Origin of the sequence: Maribacter cobaltidurans, from assembly GCF_002269385.1 — a bacterium.
In the GTDB taxonomy this organism is placed as follows: Bacteria; Bacteroidota; Bacteroidia; order Flavobacteriales; family Flavobacteriaceae; genus Maribacter; species Maribacter cobaltidurans.
The window spans coordinates 3,407,790-3,434,281 of sequence record NZ_CP022957.1 but is presented as its reverse complement, the minus strand read 5'-3'; the positions used below and the strand labels follow the sequence as shown (position 1 = coordinate 3,434,281).

General features: G+C 39.3%; 18 protein-coding genes and 2 tRNA genes. 12 read left to right on the top strand and 8 right to left on the bottom strand.

Annotated elements, in window-relative coordinates:
• Positions 1–9: 9 nt before the first annotated feature.
• The 4 genes from CJ263_RS15250 to CJ263_RS15235 form a co-directional block, all read right to left on the bottom strand.
• A tRNA-Pro gene (locus tag CJ263_RS15250) sits at positions 10–84 on the bottom strand.
• 26 nt (positions 85–110) lie between these two features.
• A tRNA-Ser gene (locus CJ263_RS15245) sits at positions 111–194 on the bottom strand.
• Between the two features lie 158 nt (positions 195–352).
• On the bottom strand, positions 353–2,671 hold the full coding sequence (locus CJ263_RS15240; RefSeq protein WP_158657175.1) for a TonB-dependent receptor: 2,319 nt from the start codon (positions 2,669–2,671) through the stop codon (positions 353–355).
• A 187-nt stretch (positions 2,672–2,858) separates the two neighbouring features.
• Positions 2,859–4,895, bottom strand: a complete 2,037-nt coding sequence (locus tag CJ263_RS15235) for an HD family phosphohydrolase (RefSeq protein WP_094998075.1) — start codon at positions 4,893–4,895, stop codon at positions 2,859–2,861.
• 126 nt (positions 4,896–5,021) lie between these two features.
• Here CJ263_RS15235 and CJ263_RS15230 point away from each other — a divergent pair, with 126 nt between their 5' ends.
• The gene (locus tag CJ263_RS15230) at positions 5,022–6,197 is read left to right on the top strand and encodes an acetyl-CoA C-acyltransferase (protein WP_094998074.1); all 1,176 of its coding nucleotides are present in this window, start codon (positions 5,022–5,024) and stop codon (positions 6,195–6,197) included.
• A gap of 17 nt (positions 6,198–6,214) precedes the next feature.
• A complete protein-coding gene (locus tag CJ263_RS15225; protein WP_094998073.1) occupies positions 6,215–6,964 on the top strand; it encodes a C40 family peptidase in 750 nt (249 codons plus the stop codon).
• Positions 6,965–7,014: 50 nt separating this feature from the next.
• Here the strand turns inward: CJ263_RS15225 and CJ263_RS15220 are convergent, their stop codons facing one another.
• Both CJ263_RS15220 and gyrA read right to left on the bottom strand, forming a co-directional pair.
• The gene (locus CJ263_RS15220; RefSeq protein ID WP_094998072.1) at positions 7,015–8,277 is read right to left on the bottom strand and encodes a tetratricopeptide repeat protein; all 1,263 of its coding nucleotides are present in this window, start codon (positions 8,275–8,277) and stop codon (positions 7,015–7,017) included.
• Positions 8,278–8,350: 73 nt separating this feature from the next.
• Entirely contained in the window at positions 8,351–10,840 is a 2,490-nt protein-coding gene (gyrA, locus tag CJ263_RS15215; protein WP_094998071.1) for a DNA gyrase subunit A, read from the bottom strand.
• Between the two features lie 258 nt (positions 10,841–11,098).
• Between gyrA and CJ263_RS15210 the strand changes: the two genes are divergently transcribed.
• A complete protein-coding gene (locus CJ263_RS15210; RefSeq protein ID WP_094998070.1) occupies positions 11,099–13,651 on the top strand; it encodes an ATP-dependent Clp protease ATP-binding subunit in 2,553 nt (850 codons plus the stop codon).
• A 211-nt stretch (positions 13,652–13,862) separates the two neighbouring features.
• A complete protein-coding gene (locus CJ263_RS15205; RefSeq protein WP_094998069.1) occupies positions 13,863–14,264 on the top strand; it encodes an STAS/SEC14 domain-containing protein in 402 nt (133 codons plus the stop codon).
• Between the two features lie 6 nt (positions 14,265–14,270).
• Here CJ263_RS15205 and CJ263_RS15200 read toward each other — a convergent pair whose 3' ends face one another.
• A complete protein-coding gene (locus CJ263_RS15200; protein WP_094998068.1) occupies positions 14,271–15,818 on the bottom strand; it encodes an NAD(P)H-hydrate dehydratase in 1,548 nt (515 codons plus the stop codon).
• A 268-nt stretch (positions 15,819–16,086) separates the two neighbouring features.
• On the opposite strand from CJ263_RS15200, the gene thrA reads away from it, so the two are divergent.
• Genes thrA through thrC form a run of 3 tightly spaced genes read left to right on the top strand, consistent with a single transcriptional unit; the run spans position 16,087 to position 20,779 of the window.
• On the top strand, positions 16,087–18,528 hold the full coding sequence (gene thrA, locus CJ263_RS15195) for a bifunctional aspartate kinase/homoserine dehydrogenase I (RefSeq protein ID WP_094998067.1): 2,442 nt from the start codon (positions 16,087–16,089) through the stop codon (positions 18,526–18,528).
• 2 nt (positions 18,529–18,530) lie between these two features.
• Entirely contained in the window at positions 18,531–19,451 is a 921-nt protein-coding gene (locus CJ263_RS15190; protein ID WP_094998066.1) for a homoserine kinase, read from the top strand.
• Positions 19,452–19,483: 32 nt separating this feature from the next.
• The gene (thrC, locus tag CJ263_RS15185) at positions 19,484–20,779 is read left to right on the top strand and encodes a threonine synthase (protein ID WP_094998065.1); all 1,296 of its coding nucleotides are present in this window, start codon (positions 19,484–19,486) and stop codon (positions 20,777–20,779) included.
• Here the strand turns inward: thrC and CJ263_RS15180 are convergent.
• The gene (locus tag CJ263_RS15180; RefSeq protein WP_094998064.1) at positions 20,776–22,386 is read right to left on the bottom strand and encodes an aminopeptidase P family protein; all 1,611 of its coding nucleotides are present in this window, start codon (positions 22,384–22,386) and stop codon (positions 20,776–20,778) included. The genes thrC and CJ263_RS15180 overlap by 4 nt on opposite strands.
• A 125-nt stretch (positions 22,387–22,511) precedes the next feature.
• On the opposite strand from CJ263_RS15180, the gene gcvT reads away from it, so the two are divergent.
• The 5 genes from gcvT to CJ263_RS15155 all read left to right on the top strand — a co-directional run bounded on the left by gcvT (position 22,512) and on the right by CJ263_RS15155 (position 26,422).
• Positions 22,512–23,597: a glycine cleavage system aminomethyltransferase GcvT gene (gcvT, locus tag CJ263_RS15175; protein WP_094998063.1), complete on the top strand. Its 1,086-nt coding sequence runs from the start codon at positions 22,512–22,514 to the stop codon at positions 23,595–23,597.
• Positions 23,598–24,512 carry a glutaminase gene (locus CJ263_RS15170; protein ID WP_094998062.1) on the top strand — a complete coding sequence of 305 codons (915 nt, stop codon included), beginning with the start codon at positions 23,598–23,600 and terminating at the stop codon, positions 24,510–24,512. It abuts the gene before it with no gap.
• A 1-nt stretch (position 24,513) separates the two neighbouring features.
• On the top strand, positions 24,514–25,335 hold the full coding sequence (locus CJ263_RS15165) for a sugar nucleotide-binding protein (protein WP_094998061.1): 822 nt from the start codon (positions 24,514–24,516) through the stop codon (positions 25,333–25,335).
• Positions 25,336–25,341: 6 nt separating this feature from the next.
• Complete coding sequence (locus CJ263_RS15160; RefSeq protein ID WP_094998060.1) at positions 25,342–25,629, top strand: 4a-hydroxytetrahydrobiopterin dehydratase; 288 nt, start codon at positions 25,342–25,344, stop codon at positions 25,627–25,629.
• Positions 25,630–25,708: 79 nt separating this feature from the next.
• Positions 25,709–26,422, top strand: coding sequence for a YebC/PmpR family DNA-binding transcriptional regulator (locus CJ263_RS15155; protein ID WP_094998059.1), 714 nt, complete (start codon positions 25,709–25,711; stop codon positions 26,420–26,422).
• The last annotated feature ends 70 nt before the right edge of the window (positions 26,423–26,492 follow it).

The window sequence follows — 26,492 nt, the reverse complement described above, 5'->3', positions numbered from 1 at the left end:
ATTTTCAGGTCGGGGTGGCAGGATTCGAACCTGCGACCTCCTGCTCCCAAAGCAGGCGCGATAACCGGGCTACGCTACACCCCGAAACTCTATTAAATTAAAAGAAATTGCGGAGAGAATGGGACTCGAACCCATGCGACACTTGCGCGTCGACAGATTAGCAATCTGCTCCGTTACCACTCCGGCACCTCTCCTATAATTTATTTCTATGAACGTTCGCTCAAATTGCGGATGCAAATGTAATTTTTACCTCAGAAGCACGCAACTATTTTAGAAGGTTTTTTAAAAAACAGTGTAACATTCGCTTTAACTTTCCCTGTTTCAAATAAATACCTAAAACCAATAGTACATTTTAATAGACAACTTTTAACCTACCCATCTCACCTTTTTCAGTTACGGCGGTAGCCTCCAATTTTATGAACGAAACATTTTCAATGGGCGACTTAAATTCTACCTTAATCTCTCCATTATCATCGGCCTTCAAATTAGGGTTCCAGTAAAGTGTATTAAGGTTATTTTGTTGTCTTCTTGACTTTTTTTCCAATTCTTCAAGGTATTTCTCAAAATTTAACGAATCATGATAACCTTGAAATTTAATATTGGCATCTTTTCTATTATATGAATCCAAAAAAGATCCGGAGCGTGTATAAATAATAATAGCTCCTCCGCCTGCTCTTGAACCATAAATTGAGGCCTGTGCTCCATATAATATTTCAATTCTATCCACATCGACATAATTTACCATAGAAATAATTTCTGAAAGTTTGGTGGGCTGTACTAACGGCATTCCATCAAGAACCCATAAAACTTGGCCCATCCCAGCAGCCCTTGGCAATAAAACCGTAGGTTCAATGGTTCCTAATCCTTGAACGCGTACCCCTGGAATCCCTAAGAATAACTGGGGAATAGTTTGTGGAGTCTCCAAATCCTGAAACTTGACTTTTGTAGGTATAACTCCATAAACCGAAGGTGCAGTTTTTTTTCTTTCACTTTGTTTTTTATCTGTAACAGAAACCTCATCCAATTCTATCAAACGGTCAGGCTCAACTGGCTCCCATGCAGAGGACTGTACAATGTCTCCTTTATCGACTGCTTTATCTTTAGTTCTATTTTCTTCATCGCTCCTATCAGCATTGTTAATATTATCTTCCTTGGGCTCAAATCGTACCAATCTTGACTTGGTATCGTCACCATTGGTTCTGAATACCAATTCGGTTTCCCCTTCAAATTGTAAGTCCTCTAGTCTCAACACTCCTGATGCGTCTGTCATGATTTCCTTGGTAAATACTCCGCCATTGGAAACACCAAAAATTTGGATATTGGTATTGGTTAGAAGTTCATCATCCATGTTATAAGCATAACCATAAAGGTTAAGTCCCCTTTGAAATGGATATTTAATAGTATTTGGTAGACCTTCCACTTTGGTTTGTTGCAAAATTTCCTGAGAGGTCATTATATCCAAATCTTTCCTAAACAGCGTTACCCTGTCCTTATTTTGAAGTTTAAAAGGCCTATTTTTTCCAATCTCCCTATCAATAGGTTTTTCCAAAAAGATACTATCCAAACTATCTGCTTGGGAAATTCCCAAACTAAGGTCCGCCTCAACGGGTTTTCCTTCCAAATCGGTTATCCTTAAGGTAAATGCATTTTTATTTTCCATTGGTGTAATGGAAATATTCAGTTCATTTGAACCAATTTCCACAGGTCTTTTGGCCAAAAGTGCGTTATCTTGGCCAACCAACTGTATTTCAAGTACACCTTGAGGTATTCCTTCTTTGGGTATATCTAAAGTCATACTCGAAGTTTTGACTTCCAATTCTTTCTCAAAGTATGGCACATTGTCCATGACACCCCGCAGAAAAATGTTTGAACCCAAAAGCTCATGAGATGACTGGACCCTGACCATTAAATTTTTTGGATTTAAGGAACTAACATTAACTGCAAATCCACTTTCTTTTATTTCAGGAAGGGCAAAAGACTCATTATTGGTAGTCCTGAAATTATACTTTTTTCCTGCCTTTGGTACAAATATCACTGAAGACATACCATCAAAATAAGTTTTTATCGGAATGCTTATGGATTCTGTTTCATCGACTATCGCACCTTCAACATGTAAGACGGTACCATCTTGGTTGGTAGTTTTGAGCAGTAATCGATTTTCCAAATCTGCAATAAGTTTTCCACCTTCAGGATAAAACGCAACATGTATTTCCACATTTTCTTGCCTACTTTCGTTTCTTTTCTGCCCTCTTCCATTGTAATCAAAACTCCTCTCGTAGTAGGTATCCTTTCTGTAGTTTTTCATCCATTGTGTATAAGCCTTTAGTAGATAATTCCCTTCTTTCATTTTTTTAGGTACAGAAATAGCTCCTTGTGCCATACCATCTTCAATACGGTGATACTGTGTTGCCAGAACCTGGTCTTTGTCATCCAATAGATCTATACGCAACACCTTGCTTAATGTAGCCCTTACCCTTTCCGGTCCCGTAAGGATAAATGCCTTAAAAAACAAAGGCTCCTCACTATCCAATTCGTTCCTATTCGTTTGCAGCACAATATGCTCCTGCCAGGTTCTCAGGAAATCTTTATCATTATTCTGAATTAAGGTAATGTTTTCCTTATTGAACAATCTTTCCAAATCATCCGGAAAAGGTCCGCTATCCTGTGACATTAGCAAAATATGGAATGACAAAAAAATTATGGTACTTACCAAGGAAAAAGGTTTTTTATACATATTTATAATGTTGTTTTCAGTGGGTTTAAAACTTTGGGGAATGACTTAAATATATAGAAAAAATTATCTGGCAAGCCGGGGCCTAACTAAATTTTAACATATAAATAGCTACAAAAACAAGGGGCTACTCTGGATATTCTACCCTCAAATGGTAGATGTTCGTCAACTTCTGTTTGAAGATTTTTTTTATGATTTCTATCTCCTTAAAAGTGATATCGGCATTTAAGAACTGATTTGCCTTCATTTGTCCTGAGATGATCTTATCTACAAATTCATCGATAATGGTAAAGGTTGGGTCCTTAAGACTCTTCGAAGCAGCTTCCACGGAATCTGCCATCATCAAAATTGCCGTCTCCTTCGAAAAGGGCAAGGGCCCAGGATATCTAAATTCTTCTTCGTTGAATTCCAACCCCAGTTCCTTTTGCTTTTTATAAAAATAAAAAACCAAGGTTGTTCCATGGTGGGACCGTATAAAATCGATAATACGATCCGGTAAATTATTCTTTCGAGCCAGTTCTATGCCCTTTATTACATGATCAATAATGATTTTTGCACTTTCCTTTGGTGTAATCTCATCATGGGGATTTACATTGGTAATCTGGTTTTCGGTAAAGTAAGTAGGATTATTCATCTTACCAATATCATGATACAACGCCCCTACCCTAACCAACATGGCATTCGCCCCTATTTCATTGGCGGCCGATTCCGCAAGGTTCGCCACTTGTAAGGAGTGATTGAATGTTCCCGGAGCTTTATTGGAAAGTTCCTTAAGCAATTTTGAGTTGGTATCCGAAAGTTCCAATAAAGAGACATCGGAAACTAGACCAAATATCTTTTCATAAATATAAATTAAAGGCTGTACAAAAAGTGTAATCATACCATTGAGCAAGAAAAGACCCAAAGTAAACCAGGAAATATTGTTCAGGTTGCCTTCATGAATTATATGGAAAGCTAAATAACCCACAACATAAATGGATATAATCTGTCCTATGGATATAAAAAGATTGGCTCTTTTGTAAAGCTCCGAAACCGTTAAAATGGTCACGATTCCCGTAATAATCTGTAAAAATATATACTCAAAACTATTAGGGACCACAAACCCCAAAATCAATACGGTAAGCACATGTGAAAAAAGACCCAATCTAGCGTCAAAGAAAGTCTTTAAAATTAATGGAAGTATACAAAGGGGTACCACAAACACCAATGAATCGTCATATTTGACCACCATGGTGGTTATGAAAACCATATGTAAAATGTTGAAAACAATAAAGGTTACCTTCGTATTGTTTTTATAAATGGTAGCCCTATATTTTTTTAGGAAAAGTAAGAGCATCAGCAACACCAATGCTACCAAAACCGTATAACCTATGAGAATAATGTAGTAATTGTTTGCGGTCCATAGTTCAGATTCATATTCGGCCTTAAGCGATTCCAATATCTTAAGGTTTTCTCCTTCAACAACCTCCCCTTTGGCAATGATTAATTTACCCTCATCAACAGTACCCCTTGTATAGCTTATTTTTGAAAGGGCATCCTCCCTACTTTTTTGGGTAAGGCTCGCATCATAACTCACATTGGGCACGATTAGGTTGAAAAAAATATTTTCAAAATCATTCCTTAACTGCTGCAGGTTTTCATCCTCCAATTTATTCTTGACCAAATTGCTTATGTCCGAAATCCTATAGAATGATGAAACTTGTTTAGTCGTTGCCTCATTATTTCGTACCAAGAATATGGAATTACCCTTAATTTGCTCCGCACTACTATCAAGAATTCCATTTTTATAAATGGAGTCGAGCAGTGTTTCCCCAATATTCTTTAAAAATCGTCTTTGTGAATTGGTGTAATCGGAATTACCGAATCTCCTATTGAATGAATCCTCATATTCCTCATATACATTATTTACCTTCTTTTGATCATACCTAAAATATTGACCACTGATTTCGTTTATATTTTGCTTTTCCTCTGCTATTTCCGCATCTGTCTTTTTGATGGAAAAGTCAAAAGGAGCATAAAGGGTCTCAAACTGCCAAGGTTTACCCTTTTGGAATTCATACTTGAACTTCCCCCCTTTGGGAAAAAAGAAAACAATGAATCCTATAGCCACTACATATAAAACATATTTGTAAATAAGGGACTGTTTTTTATAAAGGTTATCCAAGAGCCTGATTTTAGTATACCTGTATCAAAAATAGAAAATATAAACTTACGATAAGGATTTGATGGTGTTACCGGCAGTTTGATTTAGAATTTAGTAATTTCGCCAGAACAAAAGTCGATTTTTCATATGAAAGAGGTTGTAATAGTTTCTGCAGTACGAACACCTATAGGAAGTTTTATGGGGGCATTATCCACTATTCCAGCACCTAAACTAGGTGCTGAGGCTATAAAAGGAGCTCTTCAAAAAATTAACCTGAAACCGGAAATGGTGGAAGAAGTTCTCATGGGTAATGTTGTACAGGCGGGAACCGGACAAGCCCCTGCACGGCAAGCGGCTCTCTATGCAGGAATACCGGATACTGTACCCTGTACCACGGTCAACAAAGTTTGCTCGTCTGGAATGAAGGCCGTAATGCAAGCAGCACAGGCAATAGCCTTAGGAGACGCTTCGATTATTGTGGCAGGTGGTATGGAAAATATGAGCTTGATTCCACATTATTCATACTTAAGATCTCCAGTGAAATTCGGGCCTTCCTCTATGATAGATGGAATGCAGAAAGACGGCCTTGTGGATGCTTATGACCAAAATGCTATGGGAGTCTGTGCAGATGCCTGTGCTACAAAATACGAATTCTCAAGGGAGGATCAGGACAGATTTGCCGTTCAATCCTATAAAAGGTCGGCGGATGCCTGGAAAAATAATCTGTTCAAAAATGAAGTTATCCCCATTTCCGTACCACAGAAACATGGTGAACCTGTCGTTGTATCCGAAGATGAAGAGTATAAAAATGTGTTTTTGGACAAGATACCGAATTTAAGACCTGCCTTCTCCAAGGATGGTACGGTTACCGCAGCTAATGCTTCAACCATTAATGACGGGGCTGCGGCATTAGTATTGATGAGTGCGGACAAAGCAAAGGAATTGAACTTGAAACCTCTGGCAAGAATTAAGAGTTATGCAGATGCAGCCCAAGAGCCCAAATGGTTTACAACGGCACCGGCCAAAGCATTGCCAAAGGCATTGAATAAAGCAAGTCTAAATATTGAGGATGTAGATTTTTTTGAATTTAATGAAGCATTCTCAGTTGTTGGTTTGGCCAATATGAAAATTTTGGGACTAACCGATGATAAGGTAAATGTTCACGGTGGGGCGGTTTCTTTAGGCCATCCATTAGGTTGTTCCGGGGCAAGGATTCTAGTGACATTATTGAATGTTTTGGAGCAAAAAAATGGAAAAATAGGTGCAGCGGCCATATGCAATGGGGGCGGAGGTGCTTCTTCCATGATTTTAGAGAAAGTCTAAACATCTTTTGAGTTTACATGCAATACGGAATTTGCCCTTTAAGCTTGGTCCCTTTAAGACGTTCGCCAGATGAAACTTCGGAAATGACCACCCAGTTACTCTTCGGTGAACATTTCAAAATATTGGAGTCCAGAAAATACTGGTCAAAAATAAGGGTACTAGCCGATAAATGCGAAGGATGGATTCCCAATAATCAACTGCAATTTATTACAAAGGAGGAGTTTGACGCAATAGAGGAAAAAACCCCCGTATTTGCCTCTGATTTGATTGGTTTTGCCGAAAGGCCAAATGGTATGCTTACGTCTATTCTTTTAGGCTCAGCCATTCCCCTATTGAATTGTTTTCCAATAACTGTAGATGGTAATAAGACTAAAGGTAAACAGACAAAGGAAAACCTCATCAATACTGCTCTTTTGTACCTTAATTCCCCGGAATTGAAGGGAGGTAAATCTCCATTTGGAATAGATGCATCGGGGTTTACACAAATGGTCTATAAAATAAACGGATATAATCTATTGCGAACCTCTGAACAGCAAGCTAAACAGGGCGAAGCTTTAAGTTTTGTAGAGGAGAGCGAACCCGGAGATCTTGCATTTTTTGATGATTCGAATGGAGCAATCAATCATGTAGGCATTATCATGGAAAATAATTATATCATCCATGTAAATGGGATGGTTAGAATAGACCGGATTGACCATACCGGGATTTTCAATAATGACTTAAGAATTTATTCCCATCAGCTCCGGGTCATAAAAAAAATTATATAAAAAGGGCCCTAAAAATTAGGACCCTTTTAGAAGATATAGTTTTAGGAGTATTACTCCCCTAACATCTTTTTAATTCTCATGAAATTTTCATTGTCGCCCATGGCACCATAAATATTCTTTAACTGAGTAAGAATACCTTGATTATCTGGATTAGTTTTTAAAGCGTCCTCCAAAATATTCGCACCCCGCGTGAACAAATCATCCTTTTTGGTCTTAAGCTCATCATATTTTGCAATATCGGCCCTGGAGTTACCCAAAGAATTCATTTCATCAATAAGGGCGTTACCTTCGTTAACGTATGTCGTGGAAAGATTCAAATAAGCATTTGTGTATCCTGGATTAATTTCTATGGCCTTTTTGTAAGATTCCCTAGCCTCTTCAAAATTACCTTGTTCCATGTTAATAACACCAACATTATAGTGAAGGTCTGGATTGTCTGGAGCTAATGCAATGGCCTCGGCCATTAACTCCTTGAATTTATCTTTATCCCCTAATTTGAAATATAGGTTGGCTTCGTTCAAGATAAGGTTCACATCATTAGGGTCATTTGCCCTTGCCGCCTTGTAGGCGTCCAAAGCCTTATCATCCTGACCTAACTGTGTGTATATCAATGCTGTGTTTTTAACTATTTCAGCTTTTTTGGAAGGTGTTTTTTCATCAACCGGATCTTTATAAGTACCTGATTTGATCATAAGATCTCGTTGTACCTTGTCCATAATTTCTTCCTCCCCGGTCGCTACGTTCGTAGCCTTGTATACAATACCGCTACCATCGTATCCTATATCTTGCAGTTCATTATAATATTTAAGGGCCTTTTCATAATGACCTCCATTGACTGCACTACTTGCTGCATAATACAAGTATGTAGTATCTTTAGGACTTAATTTATAGCTCATATATAGTTTGTCCGCGGCAGAGTCGAATTTTTTTTGCTCATTATCGGATACGGCTGAATTCACCAAGTCGGCAGAAACACTTGCCATGTATTGGGTAGCTTCGTCCGAGTACTTGTTTTTACCGGATTGTTCTTCAATGTCCAAAACTTTTTGAAAGGAGTTGGCTGCTGGTTCAAATGCGGAGTCATCTCCTTTTTTTGCCAAATCGGCATAAATCTTACCTCTTGTGTAATAATATTGGGCTTGTAACTTTTCGTCAGCTCCAGATATACTGCCCATTGCGGACTCAATTGAGGTTTTCGCCGCTGCTGCGTCCCCATCTTTTAATGCCTTCTCAGCATCCTTTATCTCGTTTTTTTGGGCAAATCCTACCATTGTTAATGACAGGGCCGCTATTATTGAAATCTTAGTTTTCATTTTTCGAATCTATTTGTTATTAATTAGTGTTATTTATCTTTCGGTGCAAAATTAATCAATTCCCGTGCCAATTTTATTCAGGGTTAACTTCAATATCCTTAATATCGGCTCCATCCAAATCATCTTCCTCCTTCATCACCTTGGCTACCGCGGCAATTGAATCGTCACCTTTAATATTTATTAGTTTTACTCCTTGAGTAGCTCTTCCCATCACGCGCAGATCCTCTACGCTCATTCTAATAGCTATTCCAGATTTATTGATAATCATTAAATCATCAGAATCGGTTACATTTTTAATGGCTACTAAATTACCGGTTTTTTCGGTTATGCTAATAGTCTTGACACCTTTACCTCCACGATTGGTAATTCGATAATCCTCGATGCTTGATCTTTTTCCATAACCATTTTCCGATACGACCAAAAGCTCATCCTCGAAATTATGTACGGAAACCATTCCAATAACCTCATCGTCATCATTGGCCAAGGTAATACCTCTTACACCGGAAGCATTTCTTCCCATCGGCCTAGTTTTACTTTCTTCAAACCGAATCGCCTTTCCAGATTTTAATCCTAAGAATATCTGGCTCGTACCTGTTGTCAACTTAGCCTCTAAAAGCTCGTCACCATCCTTTATCGTAATGGCGTTGATGCCGTTCTGTCTTGGACGGGAATACTGTTCCAAGGATGTTTTCTTAACAGTCCCCTTTTTGGTAGCCATGATCACGTAATGACTGTTCACATAATCTTCATCTTTAAGATCCTGCGTACAGATAAATGCTTTTACCATATCATCCTGTTCAATATTGATAAGGTTTTGGATAGCTCTACCTTTTGAAGTTCTGCTTCCCTCGGGAATTTCGAATACCCTCATCCAGAAACATTTACCCTTTTGGGTAAAGAACAACATGTATTGGTGGTTGGTACCTACAAACAAATATTCCAAAAAGTCTTCATTTCTTGTAGAAGAAGCCTTTTGTCCTACACCACCTCTATTTTGGGTTTTATATTCGGTTAAGGGCGTTCTTTTGATATAACCTGCCCTAGAGATTGTTATGACCACCTGCTCATTAGGTATCATATCCTCCATGCTAAGGTCTCCGCCTGCAAAATTTATTTCGGAACGACGTTCATCACCGTATTTCTCCCTTACCTCAAGAAGTTCATCCTTAATAATCTGCATTCTTCGCTCCTTTTTGGCTAAAATATCCTTTAAGTCGGCGATTGTCTTTATAATTTCTTCATATTCGGAACGTAATTTATCCTGTTCCAGACCGGTCAATTGACGCAGCCTCATTTCCACGATAGCCTTCGCCTGAATCTCGGTCAGCTTGAAACGCTCCATTAGGTTTTCCCTAGCTTCATCCGCATTTGAGGAAGCCCGAATTATGGCAATAACCTCGTCAATATTATCCGAAGCGATTATGAGACCTTCAAGAATATGGGCCCTATCCTCGGCCTTTTTAAGTTCAAACTCAGTACGTCTTACTACTACTTCGTGTCTATGCTCCACGAAGTGATGTATCATATCCTTAACATTAAGCAGTTGAGGCCTACCTTTTACCAATGCTATATTGTTAACACTAAAGGAGGTTTGAAGTGCCGTATATTTATATAATGTATTTAGGACGATATTAGGTATAGCATCCCTCTTTAATATATAAACAATTCGCATCCCTTTACGGTCAGACTCATCCCTAATGGTTGAAATACCTTCAATCTTTTTATCGTTGATAAGGTCGGCCGTTTTCTTGATCATGTCGGCCTTGTTGACTTGATATGGTATTTCCGTGACAATAATACATTCACGCCCTTGAACTTCTTCAAAAGTTGCCTTGGCGCGCATGACTATTCTACCCCTACCTGTATGAAAGGCTTCCTTTACGCCATCATATCCATAAATAATTCCACCAGTAGGAAAATCAGGCGCTTTTATATGGTTCATCAACTCATCCACTTCAATGTCGTGGTTGTCGATATAAGCTACAGTGCCGTCAACTACTTCAGCGAGATTATGGGGAGGCATGTTGGTAGCCATTCCCACTGCAATACCGGAAGCACCGTTTACCAGAAGATTAGGAATCCGCGTGGGCAATACTGTGGGCTCCTGCAAGGAATCGTCAAAGTTTAACTGATGATCTACGGTATCCTTATCGATATCCGCTAACATTTCATCGGCAATCTTACGCATACGTGCCTCGGTATAACGCATGGCCGCCGGACTATCACCATCGACTGAACCAAAGTTGCCCTGCCCATCGATCAACATATAGCGCAAACTCCACTCCTGTGCCATTCTGACCATGGTATCGTAAACGGAGGTATCTCCATGAGGGTGATACTTACCTAGGACCTCACCTACGATACGTGCCGATTTTTTATGGGCACTTGTACTCCTCACACCAAGTTCATGCATTCCAAAAAGTACCCTTCTGTGAACAGGTTTAAGACCATCTCGCACATCTGGCAGTGCTCGTGACACTATGACCGACATTGAATAATCAATGTAGGCAGATTTCATTTCTTCTTCTATATTGATAGGAATCAATTTTTCTCCTTCAGCCATGGTAAATTTTTAAATGTTTTTTATTAGTAAAAAAGCATGCCAATATACGCAAAATCGAGGGGTCTGAAGAACCCTAAAAAGTATTTATTCAATATTTTATTAACATAAAACCAAGTCGCATCGGTTAATAATTATACGTATTGGGATTTTGATTTAGCGAACTTTTTTCGTCATTTAGAACAACTTTAACGAATATAGGTACGGTATTTGCCTATGATTCATTGATATTTAGTAATTTTATAGTTGATAACTCAATATATGGACGACAATTTTTCACCTAGAGTAAAAGATGTAATTGCTTACAGTAAAGAGGAAGCTTTAAGGCTTGGACACGATTTTATCGGCACCGAGCATTTAATGCTTGGGCTGTTGAGGGATGGAAGTGGAAAAGCAATAAGTATTTTGGATGCCTTGGACGTAGACTTGGATCATTTGCGGAGAAAGGTGGAAATACTTAGTCCTTCCAATCCCAATGCTGGGAACGTACAAAAAGACAAGAAAAATCTTCATCTGACAAGACAAGCGGAACGGGCCTTAAAAACGACCTTTTTAGAGGCCAAGCTATTCCAAAGTTCATCAATAAATACCGCTCATTTGCTGCTATGTATTTTGCGCAATGAAAACGACCCTACAACCAAATTACTTCACAAGCTGAAAGTAGATTATGATGGGGTTAAAGAGCAATTCAAGTTTATGATAACCAGCGATGACGATATAGTGGATTCCCCAACATCGGAATCGTTCCCAAGTGATTCGGATGAATCTAATGAAGGAAAGGAAAGTACTTTTGGAACCAACCCAGGAAACAAAAGCTCCAAAAAATCCAAAACTCCGGTGTTGGACAATTTTGGAAGAGATCTTACCCTTATGGCGGAGGAAAACAGATTGGACCCTGTCGTGGGAAGGGAGAAGGAAATAGAACGTGTTTCACAAATTCTTAGTAGAAGGAAAAAAAACAACCCTCTTCTAATTGGAGAGCCCGGCGTTGGTAAAAGTGCCATAGCCGAAGGGTTGGCCCTAAGAATAATAAACAAAAAAGTATCCCGTATACTTTACAATAAAAGGGTAGTCACTTTAGATTTAGCTTCCTTGGTAGCGGGTACGAAGTATCGTGGCCAGTTTGAGGAACGTATGAAGGCCGTAATGAACGAATTGGAGAAAAACGATGACGTAATCCTGTTCATTGATGAGATACATACGATTGTAGGGGCAGGAGGTGCTACCGGTAGTTTGGATGCCTCCAATATGTTCAAACCTGCTTTGGCCAGGGGTGAAATACAATGTATAGGTGCTACTACGCTAGATGAATACAGACAGTACATCGAGAAAGATGGAGCCTTGGAAAGAAGGTTCCAAAAAGTAATAGTAGAGCCTACAACAGTAGATGAAACCATAGAGATTCTACACAATATTAAAGGCAAGTACGAAGATCACCACAATGTTAGCTATACGGATGAAGCTATTGAAGCCTGCGTTAAGTTAACGAATAGGTATATGACGGACAGATTTCTACCGGACAAGGCCATTGACGCCTTGGACGAGGCAGGTTCCCGAGTCCACATAGTAAATATGGACGTTCCAAAACAAATTTTAGAACTTGAAAAGAAACTGGAAGATGTTAGGGAACTTAAAAATTCGGTAGTTAAAAAGCAAAAGTATGAAGAGGCTGCCAAATTGAGGGACGATGAAAAAAGACTAGAAAAAGATTTGTCCATTGCCCAGGAAAAGTGGGAAGACGAAAGCAAACTTCATAAGGAAACGGTTACTGAGGACAATGTTGCCGATGTAGTTTCCATGATGAGCGGTATTCCCGTAAATAGAATTGCCCAAACCGAAAGTAATAAACTTGCAGGGTTGCCCAAGCTTATTAAAGCCAATGTTATTGGACAAGATGAGGCGGTGGCCAAGGTATCCAAAGCTATTCAAAGGAACAGGGCAGGTTTAAAAGACCCCAACAAGCCTATAGGCTCATTTATATTTTTAGGACAGACAGGTGTGGGTAAAACCCAATTGGCAAAAGTAATGGCCAAGGAGCTTTTTGATTCCGAGGACGCACTTATTCGGATAGATATGAGCGAGTATATGGAGAAATTCGCCATATCAAGATTAGTAGGTGCGCCTCCAGGCTATGTAGGATATGAAGAGGGCGGTCAATTGACTGAGAAGGTTAGGAGAAAACCATATTCGGTGATTCTTTTGGACGAAGTGGAAAAGGCCCATCCAGATGTATTCAACATGTTGTTGCAAGTTTTGGATGATGGCTACCTAACCGATAGTCTTGGACGCAAAATCGACTTCAGAAACACCATAATCATTATGACCTCGAATATTGGGGCCCGACAATTGAAGGATTTTGGCCAAGGAGTAGGTTTTGGAACTTCGGCTAAAAAGGAACAAGCTGACACGCATCAAAAAGGGGTTATAGAAAATGCCTTGAAAAAGGCCTTTGCCCCAGAATTCTTGAACCGAATTGACGATGTCATTGTGTTTAACCCATTGGAAAGGGAACATATCCATCAAATTATAGATATCGAGCTATCCAAATTGTATAACCGAATCAAAGGAATAGGGTATGAATTAAAGCTTTCCGAAGCTGCAAAGGACTACATTGCTGAAAAGGGTTTTGACAAACAATATGGTGCCAGACCTTTAAAAAGGGCAATACAGAAGTATATTGAAGACGCCTTGGCAGAGGAAATAGTCAATTCCAAATTGAAGGAAGGAGATACCATAAACATGGATTTGGATGAGAAGAAAGAAGAGCTTACCATTAAAATCGATAAACCAGAGGAATCTCCAAAATCTGAATAAGAAATTTAAGTAATTGCAAAAATTAAGGAAGGGCATCTCATTCGAGATGCCCTTCCTTATGTTTAATTGAATACGTCAACAACCGTAAGAATTAAAATACAAAATAATAGTCCTCACGTATTACGTGAGATATTTACGCCTTTAATCTAATTATTTATCATCATCAGGAGGATCCATTTATTTTCGTTGCAGACACTATAATATACATAAAATGAAGGTAGGAGCTGTGAACAAAAAAATCATAGTACGGGAGTATAATCTCGAGGTTGGTAAAATTCAGGTTTTTGATGATTATATGGTATCCATTTTTGATGAAGGTGCCACTTTAACCCTAGAGAGAGCGTATCAAATAATAGGGATTTCTGAAATACATTTTAGAAACAAAAATTTTGGCTTTATAAGTCTTAGGAAAAATTCTTATGCCATTGACCCAACCATTTATAACTATTTAAAAGAGCTGGAGAACCTAAAGGCATTCGCCATAGTATCGGTCAAGGAAATAGATATGCACAATTTCAAAATCGAAAAGCTTTTTTACAAAAAACCTATGAAATTTTTCATAGAGTATGATAATGCGCTAAAGTGGATTAAACGAAGGATATCTTCTAAATAACGTGCTTTAATTTTCATTTGTCTCTACTTCTACCGGTGCTTCCTTTTCCGGAGAAGTAAACAAATCGATAAAAGCGCTACCCATACTTTCTATGATATCAGTGGCCGTTAAAGCCTGATACCCCTTATTTGCTATGGATAAATCTGCAGATTTACCATGGATATAAACCCCCAAAATGGCCGCATGTAGGCTTGGGTATCCCTGAGCCACTAAACCGGTAATAATGCCGGTAAGGGTATCCCCGCTACCCGCAGTAGCCATGCCAGGATTACCTGTGGTATTAATATAGCCCCTACCCTTAAAAAAGGTTATGGTATGGGCTCCCTTGATTACCATAACCACATTTTGTTTTTCTGAAAACTCCTTTACCTTTTTTAGCTTTTCAAAGTCATCCTTCCATTTTCCCACAAGCCTTTCCAGCTCCTTTGGGTGAGGTGTTAAAATGGATTCTTTAGGCAAAAATTGCAACAAATTTTGGTTCTTGGACAATATGTTAAGAGCATCCGCATCCACAACCAATGGCATTTTATTTACTTTTAAAAATTTCTCCAGGGCCTTGACCGTTTTATCCTCCGTACCCATACCGATCCCAATACCAATGACCGTTGGTTCTATTTCAAAGTCAATAGCTTCTATTAAGGATTCTCCATTAGTCAAAACCATTACTTCTGGAACCGAAGTCTGTACGATTTGATAACCACACTCCGGGACATAGGCCGTTACCAATCCACTTCCGGCTTTTAAGGCGGATTTACTCGCCAAGGTCACCGCACCAATTTTTCCATAACTTCCACCAATGATCAGGGAATGTCCATAGGTTCCTTTGTGAGAATATTTAGTTCTAGGCCGATAAAATTGAAGCACTTCATTCTTTGCTATCAGTTCATACTCCGTTTCGGTCTCCATTAAATAGGCCGTATCCAATCCAATATCCAAAACCTCCCATTGTTCAACATAAATTCCTGTTTGGGGAAGAAAAAAAACCAATTTTGGAACTTGAAAACTCAGCACATAATTGGACTGTATCACGGAAGCCGAATCTTTTGGAACGCTATCCGTAAAAAGTCCGGATGGAATATCAACCGAAAGTATAAAGGCCTTGGTCTTGTTTAAATGCTGAATCAATTGCGATACCCAATCATCGGGAGTTCTGTTCAGGCCTATTCCAAATATGGCATCTACAATAATATCATCAGGGCCAATACTTGGAAGTTCACTATCGGCATCCAAATAAACCGGCCAGATCTTTCGATCTTTTAACCGGTCCAAATTGGTTAGAAAATCCTTTGAGCGTTTTTCACTATACTTAACGACATAAACGGCAATGTTATAACCGTGTTCCCACAATTGCCTAGCCAAAGCAAGACCATCTCCCCCATTATTACCTATTCCGCAAAACAAATGAATCTTTACCGGTGCTCCTTGCATTCTCAAGTGCATCCAATTAAAAATCTGGGTTGCGGCCCTTTCCATAAGTTCATCGCTAGATATTTGTTGCCTTTCTATGGTTGCCTTATCGGCATTATAAATCTGTTGTGCGGTAAAAACCTTCATTTACTACTATAAATTGATTTAAAAAGTAACGATTCCATAAAAATTTGTGGAATCATTTGAATAGCTAGTCAAATGTACTACTTTTGAACCTCATCATTTTAAAAATGAATTGTACTAGTAAGGACACTATGTTTTTATCCACTTCATTAAAAGAACGTTTTAATGCACTTACAGTATTCTTCACCCCTATGGGGTAAGAAAATATGTACCTCCGTGACTGTGTTTTTTAACACGATTCCTATAAATTCAATTTACATCTTATTCTAGAATGAAAGTCTTGAAATTTGGGGGCTCATCGGTAGCTAGCCCCGAGAATATTATAAAAATCAAAAACATTCTGTCATCCTATGATGATAGAATTATTGTTGTAGTATCTGCCTTTGGTGGAATTACCGATCAACTTTTGCAAGCAGGGGATTTAGCTGCAAGACAAAAAACGGAGTATAAGGAGGTATTAAGAGAAATAGAATCCAGACATTTGGATACTGTTAAGGAATTGATTCCCATTACTTCACAAAGCAAAGCACTGAGCAAGGTTAAATCAGAATTGAACGTTTTGGAAACGTTGCTGGAGGGCGCCTATTTTATAGGTGAGATTACACCAAAACTATCGGATAAAATAGTAAGCTTTGGAGAACTACTTTCCTCATATATCATTAGTGAATATTTGATATCAGAGGAACTGGACGTTGTTTATAAGGATAGCAGGGACTTGATAAAAACATTTAAACTGGCAGGCAAAAACGTGGTAGACTTTGCCGTTACCGATTCCAACTGTAGAGATTTTTTTGCCACCAATACGGCCTCAATAAGTGTCTGCCCAGGATTCATAGCCACATCAAAAAATGATGAAATTACTACTTTGGGCAGAGGAGGTTCCGATTATACTGCAGCTATTTACGCCGCAGCATTGGAAGCGGATATTCTTGAAATATGGACCGATGTAAGTGGTATGTACACGGCAAATCCCAAGTTGGTGAAACAGGCAAAGGCAATTACCCATATTTCCTATGAGGAGGCGATGGAACTTTCACATTTTGGAGCCAAGGTATTATACCCCCCAACAATACAGCCTGTGTTGTCAAAAGGAATATCCATCATCATAAAAAATACCTTTAAACCTGATGAGGCAGGTACCCTAATTACAAAATCCAAAAACGACAGTGGAAAAACGGTTCGTGGTATAAGCCATATTGGAAATATGGCACTTCTATCTTTGGAAGGACCTGGAATGGTTGGAATTCCCGGGATTTCAAAAAGATTTTTCGAAGTATTATCGCAAGCGGATATCAGTGTCGTCCTAATTACCCAAGCATCCTCGGAACACTCTATTTGCGTTGGCATATCAGCCGATGATGTAGAACAATCAGTGGAAATCGTAAACGATGCCTTTGCCTATGAAATAGAGAGAGGTAAAATAAAGCAGGTAATCCCAGAAAAAGGACTCGCGATTGTGGCTCTGGTAGGTGATAATATGAAAAGTCATCAAGGACTCAGCGGTAAGATGTTCAGCACTCTAGGAAAGAACAATGTAAACATAAGGGTTATAGCACAAGGGGCCTCTGAGAGAAATATATCCTGTGTAATTAACGAAAAAGATGTAAAAAAAGCCCTGAACGCCCTTCACGAAGAATTTTTTGAGGAAAACGTCAAACAGCTTAATCTTTTTGTCATGGGCGTTGGCAACGTGGGTGCCAAATTTTTGAATCAAATAAAAGCACAGGAAAAATATTTGAAGAAAAACTTGAAGCTCAATGTACGTGTCATTGGTATGTCCAATTCAAGAACAATGCTTTTTGATGAAAAAGGAATACAGCTCGATAAATGGGAAGAAGTTTTATCCAAAGGTGAAAAAGCAGATAGGCAACTTTTTATACAAAAGGTAAATGACTTGAACTACCGCAACAGCATTTTTGTGGATAATACCGCAAGTGCCGAAATAGCGGAGACCTATCCTTCGTTTTTAGGCAATAGCATATCGGTGGTGACCTGTAATAAAATAGCATGTTCATCTGACTATGAAAACTATTCGAATCTAAAGTCCCTCGCAAGGGAATACAATGCTCCTTTTTTGTTTGAGACCAATGTGGGCGCAGGACTTCCCATAATAGATACATTGAAGAATCTGATTGCCTCCGGAGACAAAATACTTAAGATACAGGCCGTTCTATCTGGCAGTTTAAACTTTGTCTTTAATAATTTCAACGATACCACTACATTTCAGGAAATCGTAAAACGGGCGCAAAAAGAGGGTTATACCGAGCCAGATCCTAAAATAGATTTAAGTGGAATTGACGTTATGCGAAAAATACTCATCTTGGCAAGGGAGAGCGGATATGTTTTGGAAATTGATGATATCAAAAACGATTCCTTTTTACCCGAAGAAAGTTTGGCTACCAAAAACAACGAGGAGTTCTTTGAATCCTTGGCAAAATACGAAGCAGATTTTCAGAAAATATATGGTAATGCCAAGGCCAAGAACTGCAAACTAAAGTATGTGGCCCAATTTGAAAACGGTCAGGCCAGTGTTGGACTACAGGAAATTCCCAAAGGCCATGATTTTTACAATTTAGAGGGAAGTGACAATATTGTTCTGTTTTATACCGAAAGATATCCAAGTCTGCCCTTGATCATCAAAGGTGCTGGTGCGGGCTCTGAGGTTACCGCCTCTGGTATTTTTGCGGACATCATAAGAATCGGTAATTTTTAAGTATGGAAGAAGTAAGAGTGTTCTGTCCGGCGACCATTGCCAATATTTCCTGCGGGTTTGATGTCCTAGGTTTGGCCCTCGATTCCGTTGGCGACGAAATGGTCGTGCGAAAAACCATTAAGAAGGGAGTTTTTATTACCAAAATTGATGGACAGAACCTACCCCTTCAAACCGAAAAAAATGCGGCCGGTGTCGCGGGCTTAGCCCTACTGGAAAAATCAAACTATCCCGGAGGGTTTGAAATAGAAATCTATAAAAAAATAAAACCGGGAAGCGGTATTGGCAGTAGTGCAGCAAGTTCTGCAGGAGCGGTTTGGGCTATGGACTATTTATTGGGACACCCTTTCACAAAAACCGAATTGGTGACTTTTGCCATGGAGGGTGAACGCCTGGCCAGCGAGGTAGCCCATGCAGATAATGTGGCCCCTGCCCTATTTGGCGACTTTACACTGGTAAGAAGCTATACACCCTTGGACATTGTACCAATAAAGGCTCCGGAAGAATTATACGCAACCATAATCCATCCGCAAATTGAAGTAAAGACTTCGGACTCCAGAAAAATTCTAAAAACCACATTGTCTATGGAAACAGCCATCAAACAATGGGGAAATGTTGGCGGATTGATAGCTGGATTGCTTCAAAATGACTACGAACTGATAGGCCGTTCCTTAGAAGACCATATCGTAGAACCCATACGCTCTATACTTATTCCTGGCTTTGATAAGGTCAAAAAGGCATCACTGGAGGCAGGCGCTCTTGGCGCGGGTATTTCTGGATCGGGACCTTCCATTTTTGCCCTGTGTAGGGGAAGGGACAACGCGGAAAACGTAGCTAGGACCATGAAAGAAGTGTATGTGAATATTGGTGTGGAACATGATATTCATGTCTCCAAAATAAATCATGAAGGAGTGAGGCTCGTTTAATATAGTCCTAATTACAATTAAAAAATAGTACATTGAAATTTTACAGTCTACATAAAAAAGCACCGGATGTTTCCTTTAAGGAAGCCGTAATCAATGGTATAGCACCAGATAAGGGACTTTACTTCCCAGAACGTATTGAACCACTTCCAAAAAGCTTTTTTGAAAAAATTGAGGAACTTTCAAACCACGAGATAGCCTTAAATGCCATCCATCAGTTTGTAAGCGACGAAATACCTAATGAAGTGCTGCGCAAAATTCTTGATAATACATTGGATTTTGAGTTTCCAGTGGTTGAAATTGAAGATAACGTAGCAACCTTGGAACTTTTTCACGGTCCTACCATGGCGTTTAAGGATGTTGGTGCCCGGTTCATGGCCCAATGCTTGGGTTATTTTTCCCAAGACAACAAGACAGAGGTCACCGTTTTGGTGGCAACATCTGGAGATACTGGAGGCGCCGTGGCTAATGGATTCTTAGGGGTTGATGGTGTAAAGGTTGTTATCCTCTATCCGAGCGGAAAAGTAAGTGATATCCAAGAAAGACAATTGACCACCTTAGGTCAAAATATTACGGCATTGGAAGTAGAAGGTACTTTTGATGATTGCCAGGCCATGGTAAAAACAGCTTTTCTGGACGAAAAACTCCTGAAGAACATGAAATTGACCTCGGCCAACTCCATTAATGTTGCCCGTTGGTTACCGCAATTGTTTTACTTTCTTTTTGCTTATAAACAAGCTAAAAATCGGGGCAAGGAAATTGTATTTTCCGTGCCCTCCGGTAACTTTGGGAATATATGTGCCGGTATGGTCGCCCAAAAACTAGGAATGCCCGTAAAACATTTTATAGCGGCGACCAATGTCAATGATACGGTTCCCGAGTTTATGAAAACTCAATCCTATAAACCTAAACCTTCTACTGCAACTATCTCAAACGCTATGGACGTTGGAGACCCCAGTAATTTTGTGAGAATAAGGCATTTGTTTGAGGACGATTTTGAAACCTTAAAAGACCACCTCTCCTCCTACTCCTTTACCGATTCAGAAACTAAAAAAGCACTTTTGGATATCTATGACTCAAGTGGATATTGTGCGGATCCGCATGGTGCAGTAGGGTATTTGGGATTAAAAAAATATCAGCAAAACCATCCAAATACCTATGGCATATTCTTGGAAACGGCACATCCTGTCAAGTTTTTGGATGTGGTGGAAGAAACTATAGGTAAAAAACTTCCCTTACCACCTCAAATTCAAAAGGTAATGGACAAGGATAAAAAATCCATCAAAATAAAAACCTATTCGGATTTAAGTTCCTTCTTATTGAATCGCTAGTCTAGCTTAGGCAATTGGAAATCGTCCAACGGACTAGGTTGTTTCATCATGGCCTCGATGGCCTGGGTCGTTCTTGGAGCCATGGCGGAAAGATTTACCGGTCCTTTTTCAGTAATTAGGATGTCATCCTCAATGCGAACGGCGATACCCCACCATTTCTTGTCACAATCGCTTCCTTCGGGAATATAAATACCAGGCTCCACGGTAATGACCGTATTGGGTTGAAAGGGACGATAGGTTCCTTGGTCATGCACATCCAAGCCTAAGTAATGTGAAGTGCCATGGGGAAAATAGGTCCTTGCCTCACTAGCTTCTTTAATAATGCCCAAGGTAATCAGTCCATCCTCCACAACCTTTAATGCAGCCCTTCCCGGTGCCTGAAATTCGGCACCTACTACACTGGCTTTTATTCCTGCCTCCTGGGCATCATATACAACATCATATATGGCCTTTTGCTCTGGTGTAAATTTTCCATTTGCCGGAATAGTTCGGGTGACATCGGCAGTATATCCATGGTATTCCGCTCCCAAATCCATCAATACCAAATCGTTGCCAACTTCCATTTTGTTGTTCTCAATATAATGTAGAATACACCCATTATTACCTCCCCCAACAATAGAGGGATAGCCCTCATATTCAGCTCCATATTTTTTATAAACGTATTCATGGACACCTTGTATTTCCGTTTCGGACATGTTGGGGTGCATCGCCTTCATTACTTCTATTTGTCCAACAGCGGAAATTTCGATGGCCTTTTTCAATAATTTCATTTCCTCAGGTGTTTTGGTCTCCCGTATGGTCGCCATAATCTCGGAAATCATCTTGGAATCCAGATTGTTTGAAGCTAGGACCAGATTTACTTTTTCCTGAACTTCGATTCTTTTAAGATTGTCCGAAGCATTTACAAAATCGTTCAGAAATTCATCATTTTTAAGATTTTCATAATAATCAAGATATCTACTTACCGTCTTTGCTACGTTCGCCGTATTTTCCGGAGTTGCCGATTGAATCATCGCATATAGATTTTGCTTTATAGGATTATAATCGGATGGGTAATTGGCCTTTATTTTGAAGGTCTTTATTAAATCGAACAAATCGGCATCCCCACTTTTGTCCCTGTAGTCATTCTCAAAATCAAAGAAGGACACTTTGTCAAAAGAACCAAGATTTATAGGAAGATCCTTGAAATCCCCACCATTGAAAACATTTTCAAAACCAAGTTGTTCCTTTACCCCCTCAACACCTAATCGTTTTCCGGTCCATTGCTCCTCCTTGGCATTGCGCTCCTGAACATAGATCAATTCATCGAAATCTTTACCGTCCTTATCCTTTTGGGGTTCGGAAAAAATTAGAAGAACCGCATTAGGTTCCTTATAACCGGTGAGATAGTAAAAATTAGGATCCTGATGGTAAACGTAGTCCACATCGTTTGCCCGGTTTCTCTCCGCATTCGCAAAGAATACCAAAACACTATTGGGCGACATCATTTGGCGAACTTTTTCCCTTCTTTCTTTATGGAATTCCGATGATAAATAATCCTGAGGAAGGTTTTGGGAAGTAAGTGTTAAAAGGGAAAGCATGGCAATCCAGAGCATCGATAATTTCATAAACGTTCCTTTATATTAAAAAATTAAGAAGGTCAAGTTAAGATAAAATTTAAGTAAAACATAGCACTGCCATCCCATGTAATCCTATTTAATTCCTTTAAATTTGCGTTATATAAAGCAAATTCATGAAAAATACCGCCCTCACAAAGACACACGAAAAATTGGGAGCCAAAATGGTCCCTTTTGCCGGTTATAATATGCCCGTTTCCTACGAAGGAGTCAATGTTGAACATGAAACCGTAAGGAATGGTGTTGGTGTTTTTGATGTTTCTCACATGGGAGAGTTTCTAATCAGTGGGCCTAACGCCTTGGATTTGATTCAAAAAGTGACCTCCAACGACGCTTCCAAATTGACCATTGGCAGGGCTCAGTATAGTTGTTTGCCAAATGAAACCGGCGGAATTGTAGATGATTTGATTGTTTATAAGATAAAGGAAGAGCAGTATTTATTAGTGGTCAATGCCTCGAACATTGAAAAAGATTGGGAGCATATTTCAAAATACAATACCGACTTTAATGCCGATATGCGCAATTTATCCGAAGATTATTCATTATTGGCCATACAAGGACCAAAAGCTGTTGAAGCAATGCAGTCGTTGACGTCAATTGACTTATCAGCTATAAAATTCTATCATTTTGAGGTAGCCGATTTCGCAGGCATTGAATATGTTATTATCTCGGCAACCGGATACACGGGTTCCGGTGGATTTGAGATATACTGCAAAAATAGCGAGGTACAGCAAGTGTGGGACAAGGTGTTTGAGGCCGGTGCAGATTTTGGAATAAAGCCCATTGGTTTGGCCGCAAGGGATACCTTGCGATTGGAAATGGGCTATTGTCTATATGGGAACGATATCAATGATGGAACCTCCCCTATCGAAGCTGGGCTGGGCTGGATTACAAAATTCACCAAGGACTTTGTTAATTGTGAGGCCCTTGAAAAAGAAAAGCAAAAAGGTCCCGAAAAAAAATTAATTGGTTTTGAATTGGATGAACGGGGTATCCCTAGACATGATTATGATATCGTGGACGGTCAGGGCAAAAAAATAGGTGTCGTTACCTCCGGAACCATGTCACCGTCTCTTGGTAAAGGAATTGGCCTGGGTTATGTACCCGCTATTTTTTCAGAAACTGGCAGTAAAATACATATCCAGATTAGAAAAAATTCAGTTCCGGCCACCGTTATGAAACTACCTTTTTACAAGGGTTAAATGCCAGATTTTCAAAAAATATTAAATACCATATACGAGGAGACAAAGCATTTGTCCGATACTGGAAAGGTAGCTACCTATATTCCCGAATTAGCATCCATCAGTGGGAATAAATTTGGGATTTGCTTATTGGATATAGAAAAGAAATCATATCATATAGGGGATTTTGAGGAATCTTTTTCAGTTCAAAGTATTTCCAAGGTGCTAACACTGGCCATGGCCATGAGCTGCATAGGTGAAAAGGTTTGGGACCGAGTGGACGTAGAACCATCAGGAGATCCGTTCAACCATCTTTCCCTGTTGGAACAAGAAAATGGAATACCTAGAAACCCTTTAATCAATGCCGGGGCGATTGTCATTGCCGATATTCTGGTAAGCGAACTAAAAGAACCGAAAAAGGATTTTTTGGCATTTGTTCGCCAAATTAGTGGCGACCCTACCATCTCTTACGATGAAAATGTGGCAAAATCCGAAAAAGCTACGGGATTCAAAAATTATGCAGCCGCCAATCTTCTGAAATCCTATGGCAACCTTAAAAATGATGTTCTGGAAGTATTAGATTTTTATTTTTATCAGTGCTCCTTATCCATGTCCTGCTCACAGTTGTGCAATACATTCTACCTATTTATCAATCGCGGCAAATGTAGACAACAACAGGAATTTTTAACCGTAAATCAGGTAAAAAGGATAAATGCGTTAATGCTAACCTGTGGTTTTTATGATGAAGCGGGTGAATTTGCCTTTAGGGTCGGTTTACCAGGAAAAAGTGGTGTAGGCGGTGGAATCGTTGCCCTTTTGCCAAAAAACTTCTGCGTTGCCGTTTGGTCGCCGGGATTAAACAAAAAAGGTAATTCCACGAGGGGAATGGCCGTTTTGGAACGTTTAACCACATTATCCGATTTATCAATTTTCTAGTTTGGAAAAGAAGAAGGTCTTAATATTAGGAGGAAGCGGGTTCCTGGGCAATGCCATTTACAAGGAACTCTGCAACTATTTTGATACCTACGGTACATACTTTAATTCCAGAAGGTCATTTGAAGGCAATAAGCAGTTTTTTCATTTCAATATGGAAGAAGATGACATTTTTGAAATATTGGATGCTGTTAAACCCCAGGTCATCATTTCTGCACTCCGGGGGAATTTTGCGGCCCAAATCATAACACATCAACATTTAGCGGAATATGTAGATGAAAAAAACTGTAAAATTTATTTCCTTTCCTCTGCAAATGTTTTTGATGCTTACAGTAAATATCCATCATACGAAACTGACAAAACGCTATCTGAGAGCATCTATGGTAGGTTAAAAATAAAGATTGAAAACATGTTGATGCGCTTGCCAAAAGATAAAATGGGTATTTTAAGGGTACCCATGGTCTTTGGAAATAGTTCTCCACGTATTCGGGATATGAAAAACCTGATTTTAAATAACGAACCTATAGAGGTTTTTCCTAACTTAATCTTAAATGTGACCGATGATGACAAGCTAACGCAGCAAATTCATTATCTTATCAATAGGAACAAAACTGGTATATTTCATCTTGGCAGTACCGATTTAGTGCATCATGAGGACTTTGTGAAAGAGGTTTTGGAACGAGTGGGAAAATTCAACCCTCTTATCAAAAGGGTATATACGACCAATGAGGATAGGTATTTGGCTGTACTACCAAAATCCAACCTATTGCCAAAGAACTTGCGATTTACATATCAAGAAATTATAGATCATCACATTATAAAATAATTTAAAATGGAAAAATTTACAGATAAACAAATAGAAGACTATTTGGGCCAATTGGATGGCTGGGAATATGTGGATGGAGCAATTGAGACTACCTTTGAATTTAAGGATTTTAAGGAAGCTTTCTCGGTCATGACCAGAATTGCTTTCGAATGTGAAGCCCAAGGACACCACCCTGATTGGAGCAATGTTTATAAAACCGTAAATATTCGTCTAAGTACCCATGATGCCAATGGGGTTACTGAAAAAGACTTTGTGCTCGCAAGAAGTATCGAGGACATTATAGAAAGTGATTAAGCTTAAGGATTCATAAATCAGTTTCGATATTATCGTTTGGGAATTTTGCTAAATTTGCCTGCATCAAAAAAATAAAATTATGGGAAGAGCTTTTGAGTTTAGAAAAGCACGTAAAATGAAGAGATGGGCAGCAATGTCCAAGGCATTCACCCGAATAGGGAAGGATATTGTAATGGCCGTAAAGGAAGGAGGTCCAGATCCGGATTCGAATTCAAGATTAAGAGCTGTTATACAAAATGCCAAGGCAGTGAACATGCCCAAGGACAATATTGAGCGAGCCATTAAAAGAGCAAGCGATAAAAGTCTTGGGGATTATAAGGAAGTGCTTTTTGAAGGCTACGGCCCACATGGAATAGCCATATTAATAGAAACGGCCACGGATAACAATACGAGAACCGTAGCCAACATTAGAAGCTATTTCAATAAATGCGATGGAAGTTTGGGAACCTCCGGATCTGTTGAATTTATGTTCGACCATACCTGTAATTTTAGGATTCCGGCTGAGGGTATCGACCCTGAAGAGCTGGAACTGGAAATGATAGATTTTGGGGCTGAGGAAGTATTCGTAGATGATGATGGTATACTGATCTATGCTCCTTTTGAAAGTTTTGGTGCTATCCAAAAGGAATTGGAAAATAGAGGAATCGAAATTCTGTCATCTGGTTTTGAACGCATACCTCAGGTCACCAAACCCTTGAGTGAGGAAGAGGCAGCCGATGTTGAAAAATTACTCGAGAAAATCGAGGAAGATGATGACGTTCAGAACGTGTATCATACTATGGAAGAGAACTAAATAGCTAAAGCCGCTTGTACCCGTTTATTTTTGGTTAAATACAACATTCATAATCCATCTCTCAAATACT